This window comes from Brevundimonas sp. GW821-FHT09G01, assembly GCF_059416065.1.
Window position 1 is genome coordinate 124368 of sequence record NZ_JBWKOL010000005.1, and the last position, 17728, is coordinate 142095.

A 17728-nucleotide genomic window follows, 5' to 3' on the forward strand; every position below is an offset into this window, starting at 1 on the left:
CCCTAGACCTGGAACACCCGATAGGGCTGATCCCCCAGCGTTCGCAGCACCGGCAGGGCCACGTTGTAGACCGGCACGCCCTTGTGGGTCCGGCCCTCGGGCGCGCCGCGGTGGGCGTGGCCGTGGACGACAAGGCTGACGTTGTCATAGCGGTCGATGGTCTCGCCCAGACGTGAGGAGCCGAGGAAGGCGTGGATTTCGGGCGGCTCGCCCATCACGGTGTCGACGACGGGGGCGTAGTGCAGCAGCACCACCGAGCGCTCGGTGCGCAGCATGCGGATCGAGTTCTCGATCTGGTTGGCGTCCTCGACCGCCTCCTGCACGAAACTCTTGATCGTCGCCTCGCCGAAGGGGCTCAGCATGTAGCGGCCGAAGCCGCCGACGAAGCCCTTGCCGCCCGCGAAGCCGACGCCCTCGATCTCGAAGGCCTGGCCGGTCAGCATCTGGACCCCGGCGTCGCATAGCATCTTGGTCACATGCTCGGGCTGGCCGCATTCGTGCTCGTGATTGCCCAGCACCCCGACCATGGGAATCTTGCAGGCGCGGATGTCCTCCAGGAGGATCTCCACCTCGCGCGTCTTGCCGAAATTGGTCAGGTCGCCGCACAGGCACAGCACGTCGGCGTCGTCGGACACGCGCTCGAACAGTTCGCGGTGCGGCCGCTCATGGTTTTCGCCCACATGCAGGTCGCCGACGGCGGCCACGCGCAGCTTTCTGGTCGGTCCGGGCTCGAGGCCGGGCTGGGGCGTCTGGGGATCGACGGGGGCGTCAGTGGATGGGGTCATGCCGCTCCTCAAGCCCCTTGCCGACGATGTCGCCGAAGCCCCATTCGGTGATGTCGGCGATGTAGTCGCGCGGGCTGAACAGGCGGCCGCGGCAGACCTTCACCCGCGGCGCCGGCAGGTCGACCTGGGCGCGCAGCCGCTCGTTCAGCTCGACGATCAGCCAGGCCGGAACATTGTCCCGCTCGGTGGGGTAGGCGAAGCGGAAGTTCAGCAGATGGGCGAACAGCACCTCCCAGTAGAGGTCCATCTGGTCCAGCAGGCTCTTCCAGTCGATGGCCGCGGACTGTTTCAGGATGACGTGGTTCACATCGGCCCCGTCGTAGCGGTAGCGGTCCTGGATGAAGACCTTGGACAGGATCAGGGCCGTCGGCGGGGTGATGCCGACCGTGTGGCCGTAGACCTCGATCGTGTCGCCGCCGAACCAGCTGTCGTTCACGGCGATGGTGCCGTTCGACATGGCGAAGATCACGTCGAAGAAATGCTTCTCGTCCTTCCAGACCTTGGCGATCCAGCGCTCGTCCTCGACGTCGGTGCGGTACCCGCGCGCCTGGAAGTAGGCGAGGATGCGCGGGTAGTCCCCGGGCTTGCAGAAGACGTCCAGGTCCTTGGTCGGGCGGCTGATGCCCGTATAGGCCGTCACCGCATAGGTGCCGGACAGCAGGAAGGGTATGCCGCTCTCCTGCAGCAGCCGAAGCGACTCCTCGTAGAAGGCCAAGGCCTCCTTCGGCGGATGGAAGCTCGGGTCGGCGACGGTGTCTGACATTCACGCACTCCTCCCGCGACGGGGAACCGGCGCGGCGAAAAAACGGCTCCGCCGGTCCGGGGGTTCCGTCTCGTCGGGGGACTCCCGCGTTACGTGAAGTCCCTCATCCGCCCTCAGGCCAGTTTGTTTACGGATTGACCTTAACCGTAGTCGCTCGGGTTGGAGCCGGGAGGGCTTCGGGTTGAAGGGTCGTTGGCGTCTGTTCAGACATGAGGCAGGCCGGGTCGCAGGCCCGCCGCCCTGGCTCTATGTGCTGCTCTTCGCCCTGTCGCAGCTGATCGGCCACTGGAGCGTCGCGACCTACGGAACGGTCGCCGTCTGGTTGTCCAACGGCGTCATGGTCGCGGCCCTGCTTCAGCTGCACCGTCGCCCCGCGATGATGGTGCTCACCGCCTGTTTCGCGATCAACCTGCTCTCCAACACCTTCCGGGGCGATCCCGGCGTCTTCCTCTGGATCAATGCGGTTCTGAACCTGGGCGAAGCGGTGCTGGCGGCCCTGATCGCCCGCCGCTACTGCGGCGCCGCGCTGGACATGCGCCGCCCGCGTCGGCTGTTCCGCTTCATGGCCATCTCCGTCACCGCCGTGGCAGCCACCGCCATGGTCGGCTTCAGCCTGGCCTGGGCCCTGCGCCATCCGCCGCTGACGATCTGGCTGTTCAATCTGCAGTCCTTCCTGATCATGGAGGTGATGGGGCTGCTGCTGGTCACGCCGGTGCTGCTGCTGTTCGCCCGCGCCCATCGCTTCAAGGGCTTGGCCCGCGCCTCGGCGCCCGAGGCCGTCGCCCTGATCGCCGTGATGACCGTCGTCACCGCCGCCGTCTTCCTGCAGAACGACTACCCCCTGCTGTTCCTGACCCTGCTGCCCATGCTGCTGATCGGCCTGCGCCTTTCGCCGACCATGACGGCGACGGCCCTGATCATCACGTCGGCCATCAGCGGCGCCGCCACCCTGACCGGCTATGGACCCGTGCAACTGGCCCACCTGCTGGACATTCCAGGGCTGGAAGCCGTTCCGGACCTGCTGCGCCGGCTGGGCATCTACAACCTCTACATGCTGGCCATGGTGGCGACCGTCCTGCCGCTGTCGACGGTGATGAGCGAGCGCCGCCGGCTGGAGGCGCGCCTGCGGACCCGCACCCTGGTCGCCCAGGAGGCCCGCCGCCGGGCCGAGGACGCGGCCGCCGCCCGCTCGCGCTTCCTGGCCGTGATGAGCCATGAGATGCGCACGCCCCTGAATGGCGTCGCGGGCTTCGCCGACCTGCTGGCCGCCCGCCCCGGCCTGGACGCCGAGGCCCTGCGCCAGATTCGCCAGATCCGCGAGTCGAGCGACGGCCTGCTGATGCTGGTCGAGGACATTCTGGATTTCGCCCGCGGCGACGACGCCCTGTCGCCCGAGCCGCTCGACCTGGCCGCCGTGGCGCGCGAAGCCATGACGCCCAGCCGCGCCGCCGCCGACGCGCGCGGCCTCACGCTGACCGTCGATGACCGCCTGCCGATCCGGGCGCGGTTCGCCTGCGATCGCCGCGCCCTGCGCCAGGCCGTGCATCCGCTGATCGCCAACGCCGTGAAATTCACCGAGGCGGGCGAGGTCTCCGTGCGTCTCGACCGCGTGGCCGACGGCGTCGTCATCCGTGTCGCCGACACCGGCTGCGGCATCCCGCCTGAAGTCCTGCCGGACCTGTTCGAAGCCTTCGCCCAGGGCGACGCCTCGATCCGCCGCCGTCACTCCGGCGCCGGCCTGGGCCTGGCGCTCGCGGCGCGTCACGTGGGCCGCCTGGGCGGCCGCATCGACGTGGACAGCGTTCCCGGCGAGGGCGCGACCTTCACCCTGCACCTGCCGCTGGTCCGTCTGGCCGACGCGGAGCCCGAGCCGGCTCCGGTGGTCGAACTGCGCCCGGTCCCCGAGGTCGAAACCGAAGCGGCGATCGAGCGGGTGCCGCGCATCCTCGTCGTCGACGACCATCCCGTGAACCGCGAGATCGCCCGCATCATGCTGCAGGCCTTCGGCTGCGAGGTGATCGAGGTCTGCGACGGAATCGAGGCGGTCGAGGCCGTTCAGGCCGAGGTCTTCGATCTTGTGCTGATGGATGTCCGCATGCCGCGCATGGACGGACTTGAGGCCACCCGCCGCATCCGCGCCTTGCCGGGCGCCGCCGGACAGCTGGCCGTCGTCGCCATGACCGCCGACGCCATGCCCGAGGACGTGGTGCGCTGCCTCGCCGCGGGCATGAACGCCCACCTGGCCAAGCCGGTGAACCAGGCGGGACTGTTCGACGCCGTCAACCGCGCCCTTACCGGCGCCCTGCCGCAGGCCCACGTCAGCCGGGCGGCCTGATCTACTCCGCCGGAAACCGTTCGGCCCAGAACGTCTGAAGTTCGGGCAGGGCGTCGACCCGTCTCACGACCTCGGCCATTCCCGGCGCGACCTCGGCGAACCGGCCGCGGCCCGGGGTCCAGCGGCTGGCGGTGGCGACATAAAGGTCCAGCACCGTCAGCTCGTCGCCCAGCAGCCAGCGGCCGGGCTCAAGCTGGCTGTCCATCACGCCCCAGCAGTCCGCGATCCGTTCGGCGGTGCGGGTCCGGATCGTCGCCTGCGCCGACGGATCGTCGCCGCCCAGCCGGGACGGGACATCCCGGACCCAGAACATCGAATAGATCGAGGCGGGGATGAAGCTCATCCAGCGCAGGAACTGCGCCCGGCGCGGGTCGCCGGGCTCGGGCGCCAGCACCGCCTCCGGGTGCTGTTCGGTCAGCCAGATCAGGATGGCCGCGCTCTCGGTGACGGTCTCCCCGTCGGGGGTGATCAGAGCCGGGATCTGCCGCATCGGATTGACCGGGGCGACCTTGTCTCGCTCCCGGTCGCCCTCCCAGGTGACCGCCTCGATCACCTTGTAGGGGGCGCCGATCAGGGTCAGGGCGGCCTCGACGGGCACCGAGCCCGAGCCGGCGGCGCCGTAGACGGTGTAGGTCATGACAGTCCTCCTTGGGTCGGAAACCTGCACCCGGCGGCGGGGCTGCGCACCCAAGTCCTTGGCCTGGCGGCATAAGTCCGGCTTGAGACTGTCCCCGGCTCCATCCCCAGAAGACTATGGCTCAGCTACTACATCTAGCGTCTGTGAAAAATGTGATCGCAAAATAGCCTTGTTTCGGCTTGGCGCCGGGGCCGCTCGCCCGCATGGTGAAAACCACTTCCACGGATTCGCCGTCAGAGCTCCCACGATGAACGCGCATGTCTCGCCCACCGGTCTTGTCTCGCCGGGCCTGTTGACCCCTTCGGCCGCCTACAAGCCGTTCCGCTACCCGTGGGCGTTCGACATGTGGAAGAAACAGCAGCAGGTCCACTGGATGCCTGAAGAGGTGCCGCTGGGCGAGGACATGAAGGACTGGGCGGTCAATCTGACCGACAGCGAGCGCAACCTGCTGACCCAGATCTTCCGCTTCTTCACCCAGGCCGACATCGAGGTGCAGGACAACTACATGGAAAAATACGGTCGGGTGTTCAAACCGACCGAGGTCAAGATGATGCTGGCGAGCTTCGCCAACATGGAGACCATCCACATCGCGGCCTACGCCCTGCTGCTCGAGACCATCGGCATGCCCGAGAGCGAGTTCGGCGCCTTCATGGAATACGAGGCCATGCGGGACAAGCACGACTACATGGGTCAGTTCGGGGTCGAGACGAACGCCGACATCGCCCGCACCCTGGCCATGTTCGGCGGCTTCGCCGAAGGCCTGCAGCTGTTCGCCTCGTTCGCGATGCTGATGAACTTCCCGCGCCAGAACAAGATGAAGGGCATGGGCCAGATCGTCAGCTGGTCGGTGCGCGATGAAAGCCTGCACTGCGAAGGCATCATCAAGCTGTACCACGCCTTCAACAAGGAGACGGGCGCGGTCACCCCCCAGGTCGCCGCCGACATCGTCGAGTGCTGCCGCACCGTGGTCGAGATGGAAGACAAATTCATCGACCTGGCCTTCGAGATGGGCCCGGTGAACGGCATGGTCGCCGACGACATCAAGCAGTACATCCGCTTCATCGCCGACTGGCGCCTGCGTCAGCTGCACCTGCCCGAGCTGTTCGGCGTCAAGGAAAACCCGCTGCCCTGGCTGCAGTCGCTGCTGTCGGGCGTCGAGCACGCCAACTTCTTCGAAGCCCGCGCCACCGAATACTCCAAGGCCGCGACCAAGGGCTCGTGGCACGGCGCCGAAGGCGTCTGGGGCTCGTTCGACGCCCTGATGAAGAAGCGTCAGGAAGAGACGGAGGCCTGAGCCTCCATCTAGCGGCTCGCCGCCGCCGTCACTCCCCGGTGACGGCCTCCGGCAGTTCGGTGCTGCACGAATAGGCGGCGCAGTATTCGGTCCGCATCCGCGCGGCCATGCGCTCGTTGGCGGCGAAGAACTCGGGGCTCTGGGCCTCCATCTGGTGCAGCGTCGGGAACATCACGTAGCCGGTCGGCTTGGCCAGCTCGCGCCGGTCCGCCGGCAGCAGGGTCTGCACCACGGCCAGCGGCATGACCGCCCGCCGGGCGGCGCCGTCGGCGGCGTAGGCCCGGTCGACCATCCCGCCCACGGCGGTCATCCGATCCAGATCGACGCTGCGGCTGGCCCGGTACTGGGCCGACCGGTTCTCGGCCTCGCCCATGTAGGACAGGCTGCGGCGGACCACGGCCACGTCGGCGTCGCGCACCGGCTCGCCGGCGTAGGGGCCGGGCGCCGGCGGCGGGGTGAAGCTGATGACGAAGGTGATGGGCGCGGGCGCCGGACGGCCGTCATAGGTCTGGGGCAGGACCGTGTATTTCGACAGCAGGCGCGGCACGCCGGCTTCGAAATTCAGCCCTTCCGGCGCGACGGCGACCTGGCGGCAGCGCTGCAGCGTGCCCGAGATCGAATATTCGCAGCGCATCTTCACCTTGCCCGGAATGCGCGCCATGCGGGCGAAGGCGGGATAGGCCTCGGCCAGCTCATCGGCCGACGGCCGGGCGGTGAATTTCGCCGGGACGATCTCGGGTCCCTTCTCGCACGCGGTCAGGCTCGCGACGACCGCCAGCACGGCTAGTCCCGGAAGCGTCCGGTTCAGCATGGATGTCCCCCTTGAGCCGGCGCCGTCCCCTCCGGCGGCGCGGTCCGGTTCCTTATCGCGTCGATATCGCCGGTCTGGCAAGCCGGGCATGGCGCCGAACGTGACCCCCGCCGGGGCGGCGGTTGCGCTAGAAAGGCGATCATGACCGCACCCAACGTCGCCCTCGTCGGCTTCGGCTACGCCGGACAGACCTTCCACGCCCCCCTGATCGCCGCCTGCCCGGGTCTGCGCCTCCACACCATCGTGACCAGCCGGCCGGATGAGGTCGCGGCGGCCTGGCCCGGCGCCCGCGCCGTCCCTGCCTTCGAGACCGTGCTGGCCGATCCGGAGATCGCCTTGGTCGTCCTCGCCACGCCCAACGCCCTTCACGCGCCGCAGGCCCGGGCCGCGCTGGAGGCGGGCAAGGCGGTGGTCGTCGACAAGCCCTTCGCCCTGTCGCCGGCCGAGGCGCGCGCGGTGGCCGATCTGGCCCGGGCGAAGGGGCTGTTCCTGTCGGTCTTCCACAACCGTCGCTGGGACGCCGACTTCCTGTCGCTGCAGCAGCAGATCGCCTCGGGCGTTCTTGGGGCCGTCCGCACCTTCGAGAGCCATTTCGACCGCTTCCGGCCCGAGGTCCGCGACCGCTGGCGCGAGCGGGACGGCCCCGGCGGCGGCGTCTGGAACGACCTGGGTCCCCATCTGATCGATCAGGCCCTGGTCCTGTTCGGCCGCCCGCTGGGCGTCTCCTGCGACCTGGCCGTGCTGCGCGAGGGCGGTCAGGCCGTGGACTGGGCCCACGCCGTGCTGCGCTATGCGGACAAGCGGGTGATCCTGCACGCCGACATGACCACCCCGGCGCCCGACCTCCGCTTCGCCGTCCACGGCGCGAAGGCGAGCTGGCTCAAGTCCGGCCTCGACGTGCAGGAGGATCAGCTGAAGGCGGGCCTGCCCGTCGGCGGGCCCGGCTGGGGCGTTGATCCCCGTCCCGCCATGGTCGTCGACGGCGCCACGGGCGCGCGGGCGCCGGCGCCCTGTCCGCCCGGCGACTATCCCGCCTACTACGCCGCCGTCGCCGCCGCCCTGACCGGCCAGGGACCGAACCCCGTCCCGCCCGAGCAGGCGCTGGCCGTCATGGAGGTGCTGGAGGCGGGGATCGAGAGCGACCGGCTCAGGGCCGAGGTTGCGCTCGCCTAGGGGCGGACGGAATCGGCGGGCGGGGCGGACAGGACCGGGCACTCGAACTGGGTGCAGTACAGGGCCCTCAGGCGATCCATTTGCGCCCGGCTGACTGCTTCGGACTGATCGCTCGCGCTGGCGATGGCCTCGTCGGAGGGAGTCGTCGGAGGCGGGCCTCCGGCAGCCATGACGGCCAGCTGGGCGGGTGACAACAGACGGGCCATCGTGAGGACGGTCGCTGTCTTGTCGCGTTCGAGGAACTCCTCGTGGGCCTGCACCAGCATCGCGCGCACCTTGTCGACCCGATCCGCATCGACGTCGATGTGCTCCAGCGAGTCGAGGAAGTCGGCCCGGATCGCCGGCGCCAGACGGTCGGCGATGACCCGGGCCGCGGCAAGATGCGCGGTGTCGGGTTCGGGGCCTGTCCAGGGCGCGATGGGATCATACGGCCGCGTCCGGAAGCGGATGGGGAATTGGACGGTCGACTTGGTGTCCTGGCCGTCGACCACCCGCGGGTTCACGCGGTACAGCGACTACAGCGACAGACCCGCGCGATCAAAGCCCAGACCTCGCGGCTTGACGTCCACGACCTCGCAACGGTCCAGCCCGCCGCTGGCCAGAGCCGTGCAGCGTAATGTCACCTCGCCCTCCTGGCCGATCGCAGTGGCGAACTCCGGATAGGCCGCGCTCAGCTCTTCTCCGCTGGGAACTGAGGCCCAGGTCGGATCGGTGACCGTCGCGGGGCGCGGCGGCGCGGGCGGCGGCGTCTGGGCGCTCGCCGTTCCCGTCATCAGCATCAGACCGGCCGGCAGGGCCGCCATCCACGTCGCACGCATTCCTTCCCCCTCAGGTCCCCGGCTGGACATACGGGATTCGCCCGAAGAAGCGCCGCTCGTCACCGCGCGGATCGTTCTCCATCCGCGAGGCCCGGTCCAGCACCATCGTTTCGCGGCGCTCCAGCGAATAGGGCGTCCAGCGCGGCAGGCCGGGATGGTTGGGATCTCCGTTGCGGGCGAAGGCCAGCAGGGCGTCCGCCATCCGGTCCGCCATGGCCTGCCCCTCCGGCCCGGAAGCGCCAGAGCCTTCGGTCTCGACATTGTCCAGCATCAGCGGGATGTCGGAGGTGTGCCAGGCTCCCGTGCGGCCGTTGCTCCGGCGGCTGGGGAAGTCCAGCTGGTAGACATACGCCGGCGCCCCCTGCGCGGCCCGCGCCTCGGCCTCGATCACCGCCGCGCGCCACGACCGCGCCGCCGTCGTGGCCCGGATCAGCACGTCGTCGGGGCTCAGCTCAGGATGTTCGGCGCGGTACCAGGCGACGACCTCCTCGGGCGCCACGTCGATGCGCATCTGCGACGGCGTCAGCCTGGCGGGCAGGCTGTCCCACGTCAGCCCGGCGTTGGCCGGATCGTCGCCGAGGAAGGCCAGGGTCTCCTCGCGGCAGTTGCCGATCATCATCGGAATGGACGCCGACTGCGCCGGGGCGTCGGGCCAGAACGGGTGCCGCGTCAGGCTGCGCCCATCCAGCACCGGCCCGAAATACAGAGAGCCGCCGAGGATGGGGTCGGTCGCGCCCGCCGCCTCGATCAGCCGCTCGACCGGCAGGGTGCGCACCTCTTCGATCCGGTCAGGCGTCAGCCCCAGCGCCTCCAGCCAGACCTGCCCGCGCCGGGTGGCGTTCAGCGGGCCGGACACCGTCACCTGCTGACCGCTCATGGTCACGGCGCGGTGGAACAGGCCCGCCGCCGCGGGCATGGCCATCAGGGTGGCGATCTTGGCGCCGCCGCCGGACTGGCCCACCAGGGTGACGCAGCCCGGGTCGCCGCCGAAGGCCGCGATATTGTCCCGCACCCACTCCAGAGCCAGCACGAGATCCAGCTGGCCCAGATTGCCGCTGTCCTCGAACCCCGGCGCGATCCGCGCCAGAGGCGCATAGCCGAAAGGTCCCAGCCGGTGGTTGACCGTGACCACGACCACGTCGCCCCGGGCCGCCAGCCGCGCCCCGTTGGTCAGCGGGCTGGAGCCCGACCCGGTCGAATAGGCCCCGCCGTGGATGTAGACGATCACCGGGCGGCGGCCCGGACGGGTGTCCGGCGTCCAGACGTTCAGGCGCAGGCAGTCCTCCGCCTGGTTCGGCTCGCTACCCCGCTGGGGCGAGGCGGGGCCGTAAGCGTCGGCGGCGTAAGGTTCGCTCCACGATGCGGAGCGTTGCGGGCGGGCGAAGCGTCCGGCCCGACCGTAGGGCACGCCCTTGGCGGCGGCGACAAGGCCGTCGGCGAACAGGCGCACGCGCCCCGAGGTGGTCGGGACGATCATGGGAATGCGCGTTCGAGCCGTTGCTCCGTTCGCCCCAGCGATCAGCACGACCCCCGCCGCCCATCCCAGTCCTTGCCCCAGTCCCCGACGGGTCAGATCCCCGCGTACCACTCGTACCCCCGGTCTTCCCAATAGCCGCCCTTGCCCCGGCCGAGATGGGCGAAGCTCTCCACCACCTCGATGCGGCGGATGTATTTGGCGTGCTTGTAGCCCAGCTGCCGTTCGACCCTGAGCCGCAGCGGCGCCCCGTGCGGCACGGGCAGGGTCTCGCCGTTCATCAGGTAGGCCAGGATGGTCTGCGGATGTCGGGCGTCGATCAGGTCGATGCTCTCGTAATAGCGCTCGCCGTCCTCGCGTTGATCCAGCGCGTCGAAACAGTGGAAGACCACATAGCGGGCCTCGGGCTTCAGCCCGGCCTCGTCCAGCAGGGTTTCCAGCCGCACGCCCGTCCATTCGGCGATGGAGGTCCAGCCCTCGACGCAGTCATGCTTGGTGATCTGGGTCTGGCCCGGACGGGCGCGTAGCTCGGCCAGCGACAGCGACAGGGGCCGCTGGACGAGCCCGCCGATCTCCAGCCGGTAGTCGGCGAACCCGTTCGCCTTCAGCGCCAGATAGTCCGACGCCGCTGGATCGACCGAGCCGTTGGGCCGGAAGTCCGGCGAGATCTCGGCCTTGCTGTAGGTCGGCGCCAGGGCGTCCCGAGGCACCACCAGCCGCTGCGCCCGTCGGGTCAGCCCCTCGGCCATCCGCCGCGCCTGATCCGTCACGGCGTAGACGGCGCGGTCGCAGGCCGACAGGGCGGCGGCCCCGGCGGTCGCCAGCGCTCCGATGAGCCATCGGCGGCGGTTCATTCCGTGTCTCCGGCGTTGCGCTCGATCCGGAACCAGCCCGTGACCATCGCCCGCATGTTGTTGGCCAGTCCCGTCCAGATCACCAGCCCGACGTGGATCAGGATGAAACCGACGATCAGCCCGGCGGAGATGAAATGCAGCGTCCGCGCCGACTGCCGTCCGCCCATGATCTCCAGCAGCACCCCGCCGACGGCGTTGAAGCCCGGCGACATGGACAGGCCGGTGATCAGCATCATCGGCAGGACGATCAGGACCATCGCCAGATAGGTCAGCTTCTGGATCACATTATAGACCCGCGCCCGGTCGTCCTTCGGGAAGTCGAATTTCGCATGCTCGACCACCGAATGCGGCAGGTCGCGGATATCCGCCTTCGTCGGCCACAGCCGGCGGGGGAACCGGCGCGAGAGGAAGCCCCAGGCCAGATAGACCAGGCCGTTGGTCACGAAGATCCAGGCGAACAGGAAATGCCAGCTGCGCGCCGTGGCCAGGTCCCGCACCGACGGCAGCATCAGCCATCCGGGCGGCGCCGGCGGGCTGAACCAGGGATCCGCGAAGGTCGAGCGCAGGCCCCAGTACAGGTGCGGATGCGCCTGCAGGATGTTCAGCCCGGTCATCAGCAGCACCACGACCGCGACGACGTTCAGCCAGTGGGTGATCCTGACCCACGCCGGATGTCGGAACGTCTCGACCCGCCCGTCCGCCAGCAGGCGGTCGGCGTACGGATCAGGCGGCGGGGCCGGGGTCTCGGTCATGTGGGCCGGACGGTGTCACGCCCCAGCGGCGTGTTCAATCGGTTCAGTACCGAGGCGCGACCGGCGCGGCGGGCGTGATGCACTGGCGGCGACTGGCGCGGCAGGCGGCGACTTCGGCCTCCCAGGCGGCGCGGTCTCGCTCCCACTGGGCCTGGGCCGCGTTGGCGGCGGCCACGTCGGCCTCCCACTGGACGCGGGCGGTGCTGGAACGGGCGCTGTCCGCCTCCCAGCGCTGGGTCTCGCTGTCGAAGCGGGCCTGTTCGGCGGCCTCCGCCTGTTCGGCGGCGGCGTTGCGGGCCGCGATGCTCTCGTTCAGCTTGGCGGTGGCTGAAATCTCGGCCGGATCCTGGGCGGACTCCGGGGCCGAGTGATAGGTCTCGCCGCGCAGGCGCAGCCACTCGTCCGAGCCGGGCGCCGGCGCGGCCGCCTGCGGTTCCGCGACCGGCTTTGCGGCCTGGGCTGCGGTCTGGGCCACGGCGGGGGCGGCTGCCATCGTCAGGGCAGTGATACAGGTCAGGACGATACGGATCATGTCAGGTCTCCTGAAGCGGGACGTCGCGGACAAGCTGGACCGTTTCGAGGCGCCCCGCGAGGGTTAACGCCATTCACGCGATTTGGCTCAGTTCGGCAGGCGCAGTTCGAACGTCGTGCCCGACGGCCCGGTCTCGACCAGGGTCAGGGTTCCGCCGTTGTTGACCGCCAGCTCGCGCGAGATCGTCAGGCCCAGTCCGCTCCCGCCGGACGCCTTGCCGCTGACGAAGGCCTCGAACAGCTTCTCCGACAGGCGCGGCGGGATGCCCGGCCCATCGTCGCTGACCAGGATCACGCAGTCGCCGTCGGCGGTCGAGCCGCTCACCCGCACCGTGCCGCGCTTGTCCGTCCGCGTGGCGTCGCCCTCGATGGCCTGCCGGGCGTTGCGCATCAGATTGACCAGGATGCGGTACAGCTGGTCGGGATCGGCGTGGACGTTGAACCGCGGGGGCAGGCTCTTCACCAGCCGCACTCCGTCCGGGGACAGCCCCGCATCCTCGGCGGCGAGCGTCAGGGCGGCGGCCAGCGGCGCGCGCACCTTCTGCGGCTCCGGCTCTTCGCTGCGCCCATATTCCAGCACGTTGCGCGACAGGGCGGCGGCGCGGCTCAGCGCCCGTTCCAGCCGCGGCAGGGCCTTGGCCACCGCCGGGTCCGGCGAGTCCGCCAGCCGCTCGGACGCCATCTGGGCCGAGGTCAGCATGTTGCGCAGGTCATGATTGATCTTGGCCACCGCCTCGCCCAGGGCCACCAGTCGGGCGCGCGAGCGCAGGGAGTGGCGCACTTCTTCCTGCATCCGGGCCAGTTCGCGCTCGACCCGACCGATCTCGTCCTGCCGGTCGCTGGGCGGATCGCCCTCGCTCTCGGGGTCCTCGGCGAAATGCTCGATCGAGCGGGTGACCCGCCGAAGCGGCTGCAGCACCAGGAAGGCCAGGCCGGCGTACAGCAGGGCCCCCGCCACCAGGGAGACGAACAGCGAGGTGATCAGGCTGTTCAGCAGGAAGGTCTTCAGCTCCACCTTCAGCGGCTGGGCCGGGGCCAGGATCTCGATGAAGTCGCCCGAGCGGTAGCGCGGCCGCGCCTGCACCCGGATCGAGCGGTCAGGGTGGCCGAACAGGGTCTGCCACGGGTCGATCAGCCGCGCGACGGGCCGTTGCCTGCGCAGGTCGATCAGGTCCGGCGTGCGGGGCAGGTTGGGGGCCTGCAGCAGCAGCCGCCGCACGCCCTGGTCGCCGACCACCACGGCCTGCACCCCGCCGATGGCCAGCAGCTGTTCGGCCGTGTCGTCCTCGACCGCGGAATAGGGCAGGGCCTCGACGCCCACGGACGCCAGCTCCGCCGACTGCAGCCGGTCCAGCAGCCAGCGCTCGTGGAAGCTGGCGGCGCTCGGCGCGATGATCAGCACCTCGACCGAGGCGGCGAAGACGAAGGTCAGCAGCAGCAGCCGCCACGCCAGCGCGTCCGGCGCGTGGAATTTCACGTGCTCGCGCCAGTCGGCGGGAACACGCAATCCCTTGCGGACATCGCTCAGAAGGGCGCGCAGGCGCGTCATGCTCCCCCTAACGCAAGGCTTGGCTGAAGGGCTGCTTGTCTCACGTCGCGGCCTTCCGGCCCAGAGCCGCCTGCAGCCCCTTCATCGCGAACGGCAGCACCACCGCCAGCACGAAGACCCCGGTCATGGGCGCCCAGAACTGGCCGAACAGGGCCTGGAAGTCCGGGTTGGGGTCGGTGGCCAGCAGGCTGTTCAGCCGGGCGCCGATCCAGCAGTAGATAATGTGCGCCGGCAGCAGGCCGATCACGGTGGCGATGGTGTAGGGCGTCAGCCGCACCGCCATGACGCCCGCGGCGATGTTGATCATGTGGAACGGCACCACCACCGCCAGCCGGCTGGCCAGCACGTACCAGAACGTATCCTTGTCGATGGCCGCGCAGACCTTCTGCATCAGCCCCTGGTCGCGCTCGGCCTTCTCCCGAAGACTGCGGCCCAGCGCCGTGCGCGCCACGCCATAGACGATCAGGGCGCCCACCGTGGCCGCGATGGAGGTCGACACCCCGCCCACCCACGGCCCGAACAGATAGCCCGCGGTGATGGTGACGAAGAAGACGCCGGGCACCACGCTGGCGGTCAGAATGGCGAACACGGCCATCAGGGCCAGCAGGCTCAGGATGTAGTTGTCGGCGGTGAAGGCCCGGAATTCGGCCCCGTGGTCGCGGATGGTGTCCAGGGACAGGTAGCGATTCCAGCCCATGCCGAAGATCAGGGCGATGACGGCTCCGAGCACGATCAGGGGCAGGAAGCGCTTCAGGCGGGCCATATTCTCTCCGTACAGGGGCGGCTGGAGGGACGCTACGGCGTTGACTCCGGCGGATCGTCCCCTTATACGCCCGCCCTTCCTGCGGCGGACGCGTTCCGTCGTATCTCAGTCACTTAATCCCAGGAGCCGACCGTGAAGCGGACCTATCAGCCGTCGCGACTCGTGCGCAAGCGCCGTCACGGCTTCCGTTCGCGGATGGCCACCAAGAACGGTCAGAAGATCGTTCAGCGCCGCCGCGCCAAGGGCCGCAAGCGCCTGACGGCTTAAGTCGTCGGCGCTCGCGCGGGCGCATGACCGATGACCTCAAAATCCATCGCCTGACGTCGCGGCCCCAGTTTCTGGCGGCCGCGAAAGGCGTTTCAGAGGCCCGCGGCGCCGTGGTTGTGCAGCGCCTCGACCGCGCCGACGGAAACGCCGCCGTCGGCCTCGGCTTCACCGCCACCCGCAAGATCGGCGGGGCCGTGGTCCGCAACCGCGCCAAACGCCGTCTGCGTGAAGCCGCCCGCGCGCTTGCGCCGCAGTTTGGCGTGGCCGGAAGCGACTATGTCTTCATCGCCCGCATGGGGACGGCCGACCGCCCCTGGGACCGTTTGCTTGACGATGTGAAATCGGCGCTTACAAGGCTGGCGACCCCGCGGTCGGCGCCTCAACCCGCGCCCTCGACGCCCGCGCCCGCCGGCCAGGATTCCTGATCTCCATGCCCCCTCAGTCCAATAGCCGTAACACGATCATCTTCTTCGTGGTCGCGGCGCTCCTGTTCGCCGCCTACGTCATGCTGGTCGTGCCCGCTCAGACGGCTCAGCGCCGCCAGGCGCAGCAGGCCGCCGCCGAGAAGGTCGGCGACGCTCCGGCCGCTGGCGGAGCCGCTGGCACGGCGTCGCCCCCGCCCGCGACCTTCGTCGCCGATCGCACGGCCGCGCTCGGCGCCGGCCCCCGCGTCCGCATCCAGACGCCGACCCTGACCGGCTCGCTGTCGCTGACCGGCTCGCGCATCGACGATCTGTTCCTGACCAAATACCGCGAGACGATCGACAAGGACTCGCCGCCGGTGGAGCTGTTCCGCCCGCAAGGCATGCGCCACGCCTTCTTCGCGGAATTCGCCTGGGGCGGCCCGAACATCCCCGGCGGGGTGCCGACGGCCGCGACCGCCTGGCAACTGACCGAGGGCTCGGTCCTGACGCCGACGACCCCGATCAAGCTGGTGTGGGACAACGGTCAAGGCCTGCGCTTCACCCGTCAGATCACCGTGGACGAACAGTATCTGTTCACCGTCACTGACACGGTCTCCAACTTCAGCCCGCGTCCGGTGACCCTGAACGCCGTCTCCGGCATTCAGCGTCAGGGCATCCCCGACGACCTGGGCAAGAACCAGGTCCTGCACGAGGGCGCCATCGGCACCTTCGGCACCGATGGCAACTACGCCACCACCCAGCTCAAGTACGGCGCCTGGGCCAAGAAGCCGAATCAGGAGCACAGCTCCACCGGCGGCTGGATGGGCATCACCGACAAATACTGGCTGGCGGCGCTGATCCCGAGCCAGGATGAGAAGATCGAGGGCGCCTTCCGTGTCGTCGATTCGGCCCATGCCGACATCCACCAGGCCAACATGGTCGGCGAAGCGCGGACCATCCAACCGAACGCCACGATCACCGAGACGACCCGCCTGTTCGCCGGCGCCAAGCGCAACGAGATCCTGGCCGGCTACGAGAAGAGCCTCGATCTGCCGCGCTTCATCTACGCGATCGACTGGGGCTTCCTGTTCTTCCTGACGCGACCGATCTTCCTGCTGGTCGAGTTCTTCTACGGACTGGTCGGCAATTTCGGGATCGCCATCCTGCTGCTGACCCTGACCGTGCGCCTGATCATGTTCCCGCTCGCCAACAAGAGCTACGAGAGCATGTCCAAGATGCGGAACCTCCAGCCCAAGATGGAGGAGATCAAGAAGAAGCACCCTGACGACGCGCAGAAGCAGCAGCAGGAGCTGATGGCCCTGTACCAGAAGGAGAAGATCAATCCTCTGGCCGGCTGCCTTCCGCTGCTGCTCCAGATCCCGGTCTTCTACGCCGTCTACAAGATGCTGTTCGTGACCATCGAGATGCGGCATGCGCCCTTCTTCGGCTGGCTGCGCGACCTGTCGGCGCCGGATCACACCACCATCTGGAACCTGTTCGGCCTGATCCCCTGGGATCCGTCGACGGCGCCCCTGATCGGCAATCTGCTGGTCAGCCATCCGGGCGGCGGCTTCAGCCTGGGCCTCAGCGTGCTGGCCATCGTCTACGGCGCGACCATGTGGCTGCAGATGGCCATGAGCCCGCCCGCGCCGGATCCCATGCAGCGCAAGATCTTCCAGTTCATGCCGGTGGTGTTCACCTTCATCATGGCCAACTTCCCGGCCGGCCTGCTGATCTACTGGGCCTGGTCCAACGTGCTGACCATCTTCCAGCAGTACATCATCATGCACCGCTTCAAGGCCGAGAACCCGATCGACACCTTCCTGGCCCGGTTCCAGAAGGCGAAGGTCTAGTTGGACGCTTTCACCCCAGAGGAACTGGAACAGGCGCGCATCCTCTTCGCGCGTCCGGCGACCTTCGTCATGGGCTGCGCCAAGATCGAGCAACTGCCCGATCCCGACCTGCCCGAGATCGCCTTCGCGGGTCGGTCGAACGTGGGCAAGTCCAGCCTGATCAACGGCCTGGTCGGCATGCACAAGCTGGCCCGGGCGTCGAACGAGCCGGGGCGCACGCGCGAGGTCAATTTCTTCGACCTCGACGGCAAGATGCGTCTGGTCGACCTGCCCGGCTACGGCTGGGCCAAGGCGTCCAAGTCGACGGTCAAGAAGTTCCAGGACCTGGGCCGCGACTACCTGCGCGGCCGGGTGACCCTGAAGCGGGTCTATCTGCTGATCGACGCCCGTCACGGGCTGAAGTCGGTGGACACCGAGGCGCTGGACGCCCTCGACCTCGCCGCCGTCAGCTACCAGATCGTCCTGACCAAGGCCGACAAGCTGAAGAAGGGCGAGGCCGAAAAGGTCCAGGCCGAGACCCTCAAGGCCATCGCCAAACGCCCCGCCGCCTTCCCGGCGGTCATCGTCACCTCGGCGGAAAAGGGCGACGGCATGCCCGAACTGCGCGCCGAGATCATGCGCACCACGGGCGTCGAGCTCTAAACGGCTTGCGCCTGTTCGCGCCC

Annotated in this window: 19 protein-coding genes; 7 read left to right on the plus strand and 12 right to left on the minus strand. The window is 69.2% G+C overall.

The genetic code is table 11. The annotated features are described in order from the left end of the window. Nucleotides 1-2: 2 nt before the first annotated feature. Both AC07NB_RS11380 and AC07NB_RS11385 read right to left on the minus strand, forming a co-directional pair. Nucleotides 3-785: a metallophosphoesterase family protein gene (locus AC07NB_RS11380; RefSeq protein ID WP_492312186.1), complete on the minus strand. Its 783-nt coding sequence runs from the start codon at nt 783-785 to the stop codon at nt 3-5. Further along, nucleotides 769-1548: a hypothetical protein gene (locus AC07NB_RS11385; RefSeq protein WP_492312187.1), complete on the minus strand. Its 780-nt coding sequence runs from the start codon at nt 1546-1548 to the stop codon at nt 769-771. Before AC07NB_RS11385 ends, AC07NB_RS11380 begins: the two co-directional genes overlap by 17 nt. Before the next feature lie 181 nt (nt 1549-1729). Here AC07NB_RS11385 and AC07NB_RS11390 point away from each other — a divergent pair, with 181 nt between their 5' ends. Then, on the plus strand, nt 1730-3883 hold the full coding sequence (locus AC07NB_RS11390; protein WP_494571066.1) for a response regulator: 2154 nt from the start codon (nt 1730-1732) through the stop codon (nt 3881-3883). A 1-nt stretch (nt 3884) separates the two neighbouring features. Here the strand turns inward: AC07NB_RS11390 and AC07NB_RS11395 are convergent, their stop codons facing one another. Beyond that, entirely contained in the window at nt 3885-4520 is a 636-nt protein-coding gene (locus tag AC07NB_RS11395) for a glutathione S-transferase family protein (protein WP_494571067.1), read from the minus strand. Between the two features lie 247 nt (nt 4521-4767). On the opposite strand from AC07NB_RS11395, the gene AC07NB_RS11400 reads away from it, so the two are divergent. Beyond that, a complete protein-coding gene (locus AC07NB_RS11400) occupies nt 4768-5814 on the plus strand; it encodes a ribonucleotide-diphosphate reductase subunit beta (RefSeq protein WP_492835663.1) in 1047 nt (348 codons plus the stop codon). 28 nt (nt 5815-5842) lie between these two features. Here AC07NB_RS11400 and AC07NB_RS11405 read toward each other — a convergent pair whose 3' ends face one another. Beyond that, entirely contained in the window at nt 5843-6625 is a 783-nt protein-coding gene (locus tag AC07NB_RS11405) for an energy transducer TonB (RefSeq protein WP_494571068.1), read from the minus strand. A 141-nt stretch (nt 6626-6766) separates the two neighbouring features. Between AC07NB_RS11405 and AC07NB_RS11410 the strand changes: the two genes are divergently transcribed. Next, nucleotides 6767-7798, plus strand: coding sequence for an oxidoreductase (locus AC07NB_RS11410; RefSeq protein WP_494571069.1), 1032 nt, complete (start codon nt 6767-6769; stop codon nt 7796-7798). Here the strand turns inward: AC07NB_RS11410 and AC07NB_RS11415 are convergent. The 8 genes from AC07NB_RS11415 to AC07NB_RS11450 all read right to left on the minus strand — a co-directional run bounded on the left by AC07NB_RS11415 (nt 7795) and on the right by AC07NB_RS11450 (nt 14539). Next, nucleotides 7795-8301: a hypothetical protein gene (locus AC07NB_RS11415; protein ID WP_494572578.1), complete on the minus strand. Its 507-nt coding sequence runs from the start codon at nt 8299-8301 to the stop codon at nt 7795-7797. The genes AC07NB_RS11410 and AC07NB_RS11415 overlap by 4 nt on opposite strands. Nucleotides 8302-8313: 12 nt before the next feature. After that, entirely contained in the window at nt 8314-8616 is a 303-nt protein-coding gene (locus AC07NB_RS11420) for an energy transducer TonB (protein WP_494571071.1), read from the minus strand. A 10-nt stretch (nt 8617-8626) separates the two neighbouring features. Further along, a complete protein-coding gene (locus AC07NB_RS11425) occupies nt 8627-10093 on the minus strand; it encodes a carboxylesterase/lipase family protein (protein ID WP_494571072.1) in 1467 nt (488 codons plus the stop codon). Between the two features lie 92 nt (nt 10094-10185). After that, nucleotides 10186-10944, minus strand: coding sequence for a molybdopterin-binding protein (locus AC07NB_RS11430; RefSeq protein ID WP_494571073.1), 759 nt, complete (start codon nt 10942-10944; stop codon nt 10186-10188). Further along, nucleotides 10941-11696 carry a cytochrome b/b6 domain-containing protein gene (locus AC07NB_RS11435; protein ID WP_494571074.1) on the minus strand — a complete coding sequence of 252 codons (756 nt, stop codon included), beginning with the start codon at nt 11694-11696 and terminating at the stop codon, nt 10941-10943. Before AC07NB_RS11435 ends, AC07NB_RS11430 begins: the two co-directional genes overlap by 4 nt. A 43-nt stretch (nt 11697-11739) precedes the next feature. Beyond that, entirely contained in the window at nt 11740-12228 is a 489-nt protein-coding gene (locus tag AC07NB_RS11440; protein ID WP_494571075.1) for a cell wall hydrolase, read from the minus strand. Nucleotides 12229-12315: 87 nt separating this feature from the next. Beyond that, a complete protein-coding gene (locus AC07NB_RS11445; RefSeq protein WP_492312196.1) occupies nt 12316-13776 on the minus strand; it encodes a sensor histidine kinase in 1461 nt (486 codons plus the stop codon). Nucleotides 13777-13816: 40 nt separating this feature from the next. Then, a complete protein-coding gene (locus AC07NB_RS11450) occupies nt 13817-14539 on the minus strand; it encodes a TVP38/TMEM64 family protein (protein WP_492312197.1) in 723 nt (240 codons plus the stop codon). Between the two features lie 132 nt (nt 14540-14671). On the opposite strand from AC07NB_RS11450, the gene rpmH reads away from it, so the two are divergent. The 4 genes from rpmH to yihA are packed head-to-tail and all read left to right on the plus strand — an operon-like array spanning nt 14672 to nt 17705. Next, on the plus strand, nt 14672-14806 hold the full coding sequence (rpmH, locus tag AC07NB_RS11455; protein ID WP_123288089.1) for a 50S ribosomal protein L34: 135 nt from the start codon (nt 14672-14674) through the stop codon (nt 14804-14806). Nucleotides 14807-14829: 23 nt separating this feature from the next. Further along, the gene (gene rnpA / locus AC07NB_RS11460) at nt 14830-15231 is read left to right on the plus strand and encodes a ribonuclease P protein component (protein WP_492312198.1); all 402 of its coding nucleotides are present in this window, start codon (nt 14830-14832) and stop codon (nt 15229-15231) included. Between the two features lie 5 nt (nt 15232-15236). Continuing rightward, complete coding sequence (gene yidC / locus AC07NB_RS11465) at nt 15237-17063, plus strand: membrane protein insertase YidC (RefSeq protein WP_494571076.1); 1827 nt, start codon at nt 15237-15239, stop codon at nt 17061-17063. Then, nucleotides 17064-17705, plus strand: coding sequence for a ribosome biogenesis GTP-binding protein YihA/YsxC (gene yihA / locus AC07NB_RS11470; protein ID WP_291840783.1), 642 nt, complete (start codon nt 17064-17066; stop codon nt 17703-17705). It begins immediately after the preceding gene. The last annotated feature ends 23 nt before the right edge of the window (nt 17706-17728 follow it).